The sequence below is a fragment of the Petralouisia muris genome (genome assembly GCF_004793545.1).
Lineage (GTDB): Bacteria > Bacillota > Clostridia > Lachnospirales > Lachnospiraceae > Petralouisia > Petralouisia muris.
In genome coordinates this window covers 1-3,590 of record NZ_SRYA01000166.1, presented here as the reverse complement: position 1 = coordinate 3,590, position 3,590 = coordinate 1, and the positions used below count along the sequence as shown (strand labels likewise).

General features: G+C 44.0%; 3 protein-coding genes and 1 pseudogene. All 4 read right to left on the bottom strand.

What is annotated here, in order from left to right:
- Positions 1-148 precede the first annotated feature (148 nt).
- Positions 149-688, bottom strand: coding sequence for a rubrerythrin (gene rbr / locus E5329_RS28600; RefSeq protein WP_135992507.1), 540 nt, complete (start codon positions 686-688; stop codon positions 149-151).
- Between the two features lie 167 nt (positions 689-855).
- Positions 856-1,452: pseudogene (locus E5329_RS28595) on the bottom strand (peptidoglycan-binding protein); the annotation flags it as partial.
- The gene (locus E5329_RS28590) at positions 1,421-3,088 is read right to left on the bottom strand and encodes a recombinase family protein (RefSeq protein ID WP_275443869.1); all 1,668 of its coding nucleotides are present in this window, start codon (positions 3,086-3,088) and stop codon (positions 1,421-1,423) included. The gene E5329_RS28590 and the pseudogene E5329_RS28595, both read right to left, overlap by 32 nt.
- A gap of 29 nt (positions 3,089-3,117) precedes the next feature.
- Positions 3,118-3,360 (bottom strand): hypothetical protein, encoded by a 243-nt coding sequence (locus E5329_RS28585; protein ID WP_135992505.1) that lies wholly within the window; start codon positions 3,358-3,360, stop codon positions 3,118-3,120.
- Between the last annotated feature and the right edge of the window lie 230 nt (positions 3,361-3,590).

Here is a 3,590-nt window from a genome sequence, read left to right as displayed (position 1 = left end):
GTTCGGTAAACTCTTGTTCTTTTTCTCTCCTCAAAAATCGCAATTTCCTATAAAGTAAAAAAACTGTCGGAAAATCCGCTATTTTCCGACAGCCCTTATCAATGATGGCCTAATCATATATTATAGTCTTAATATCTACGATTCGCTCTTAATAGTTTTCCGCCTTCACCTGGAAATAAGACTGGGGATGGGCGCACACCGGACATTGCTCCGGCGCTTCCTTTCCAACACAAATATGACCGCAGTTGCTGCACTGCCAGATCACATCTCCATCTTTGGAAAATACCTTCTTGCCAGTCACGTTATCAAGAAGCTTACGGTATCTTTCTTCGTGCTCTTTCTCTATCTGAGCCACGCCTTCAAACAGTTCTGCAATATCATCAAATCCTTCTTCTCTTGCTTCTTTTGCAAATTGAACATACATATCGGTCCACTCAAAATTCTCTCCGTCAGCGGCAGCCTTCAAATTCTCTTCTGTGGTGCCCACGCCGCCGTTTAATAATTTATACCACATTTTCGCATGTTCTTTCTCATTTGCCGCTGTCTCTTCAAATATGCTGGCAATCTGCACATATCCGTCTTTTTTGGCCTTGCTTGCAAAGTAAGTGTACTTATTCCTTGCCATAGATTCTCCGGCAAACGCCGCTTCTAAGTTCTTCTCCGTTTTGGTTCCTTTCAAATCTGCCATTCGTTTCTCCTCTCTGTATCTTGACGGTTTCATATTGTGGTTCTACTGTACCTTCTTTTCCAGTATTTGTCAATAGCGCCGCTCCTCTTGTTTCGCAAGCAGGAACGGAAAGGAAATGCAGAACTGCCTTTGTAAAGCAGTGCGCTCCGAAAAATATTCTGCATAACCTATACCAGTTCTGCAATCCTGGTAACGCCCACATAAATTTCCGAAATTTTATACCAGGTAGGATAATCCACTACCCCGGTCTGGGGCAGGCCGAACACCGACTGAAACCGTCGGACAGCCGTCTCTGTTGCAGGCCCAAAGGAACCGTCCGCTGTAATTCTGGGAATGGAGGTATAGACCTGGGCGATGCGGTTTAACTGCTCCTGCATCTGGCGCACCTTTTCACCACTGGAACCAATCTGCAGGTTTTCACGGGGCCAGGATGCAGGAATACCAGAAATCTCTTCCGCTTCGTTGATGTACATATTGCTTCCATAATAATAACGGAGGATTTCTATGGCGCTGTAGTTCTGATCCCCCAGATACTTAGAACCCCATTGGCTGAGCCAGTTTGGGCAGGTTACACGCTGCCCGTCGCAGTACTGGGTTAGGATGGGCTGCTTCACATTGGGCCTGGAAAGGAAATTTGTAAACATCTCATCCACAACCCGGGAGATGCTGGCAAAATAATTCCTTCCGTAGACCCATTTGTGGTCGTATGCAGTGGATGAGGTGATGGTGAAATCATACCCCTTGTTCCGGTACCCTTTGGTATATAGTTTTTCGGGATAAAAATTCATCCAGATTTACCCGGAACTCAATGGAAATTTCATTTTCTTTTATGTCAATTCTTCTTATCAGCTTATTAATTACCATTCTCTTTGCAGAGACTTCCGCATGGTCGAAAGCGTCTCTCCACTTTGGCACCTGGGCAATGAAATATTCCAGTTCTAAATCCTCCCGATTTTCCTTTTCTTTTACCGCTTTTAAATCTATTAGTTTCTCCTGCGCCTGCTGCATTTTGTGTTCTTTTTCCTCAATCTGCTCATAGAACAATTCTGGCGGGAGCTTCATTTCCCCTCTCAATACTTTGGGCAGATTGCCTTTGAGTGTGTCAATATCCTTCTGTATTTCTGTCAGGCTCTGTTCCAGTTTCTGGATTTTCTCTTTTTTCAGGCGTTTCTGCTTTTTGCTGGTCTCCTTAATTTTTTCTACAACCGCTCCATTATCCTCCAGGAATTCCAGATAGTCTTTTATATAATCAAAAACCATCGGTTCTGTGCTGTCTGCCCTGTATAAACCTTTTCCATTGCAGGAGCCTCCCTGATGTTTTGTCTGACAGCGGTAATATCCCACAATGCTGCTTCTTTTTTCTTTTGCCTTAGTTTGCCAGTAATTATATTTGCTTCCATTGGTCAGCTTGCGCCCACAGCATCCGCAGTATGCCACGTCCAGCAGCGCAAGGACGCCTGTGGTGCATATCGGCACGTTTTCTTCCTGTTCTCTTTCCCCCTGATACTTTTCTTTGCGGCTTTCCCGTATTCTCTGCACTTTTTCCCATGTGTCCAGGTCGATAATTGCCAGTTCTTCTTTATGTTCCTCAGACAATACCCAATGTTCCCTGTCCAGTTTTTTATAATGTTCCCCTTCATGGATGCGCCTGTTATATGCTTCATACCCTGTGTATATGGGATTCTTTAAAATGTCGCTGACTGTAACAGCCTTCCATTCCTTTCCATTTGGAGACATGGCGCGCACCGCTTCATCCTTGTTCAGTTGTTTCGTAATCTTATAGGCTCCGTATCCATGGCTTAATGCCAAATCATACATAAAGCGGACAACTTCTGCTGCCTGTGGCACAATTACTTTCTTCTTTAATGCCCTTTTGTGTTTGCTGAGTTCTCCCGAATAAACCAATTCATAGCCAAAAGGCGCATTGCCCCCTTGATTTCTTCCCTGTTTTACCAGCTCTATCGCTGCATCCTTTACCCGCAGTCCCGTATCCCTGCTGGCTCCCTCGGCGTGCCAGTATCTGATATAAGTCAGCAAATCGTCTGCATGGGTTTCCGGTGTGATACAGCCATCTTTAACCGTATATACCAACACGCCAAATTCCGCAAGTTTCTTAATATACTGCGGAATTTCATCTTCCCGTCTGCCCAGCCTGTCATCCTTGTAACACACCAGAACATGGAATTCTGCCCTTTTTGCGTCCTCTAATATTTCCTGTAATGCTTTACGGTCAGACACGGAGTTCTTAAACCCGGAGATACCCCCTTCAAAATACTCTGGTTTCTCTTCATCTAACTTCCAGCCTGCTTGTTTTTCAATATAGTTCCTTACCAGATTCCGCTGAGTCGGCAGGTCGCCTTCTGCATCTGTCTGCCGCTTAGTGGAAACCCTTAATAACATTCTGACAATATATTCATTCTGCATTTTACTTATTTTACATCACCCTTATTTTCTTTTATCTGCTGCATAATCATTGTTTCCATCATCATCTGCACTTCTTTCACAAGTTCGGCTTCTCTGGCGTCTCCCTTCGTTGGATATGTAATTATGATTTTCATGTTTCCTTTCGTAGCTGATACTGCCCGGCGGCAAGGAATTTCCGGCATCGCTGAAATAACCTCTGTTGTTTCTTCCTTACTATTGGTATGCACGCCAGCCTGGCCCTTTGTCAAAAAATTTCTGGGTTCCTCTGCTTCCCTTTTTATGGCTGGCATGCAGAAATCGAGTAGGAGGAATTTCTTTTAAATGAGAAATTCCGACCTCTCACACCATATTGCGTGTCCAGATTGATACAATTATTTACCCAGCGCTATCGTTTTTACATTTACTGCAAACGCCCTGAAATCACAATGTCATTAACTTAAGGAATCTTTTACATTTGAATTGTAAAAGGTTCCTTTTT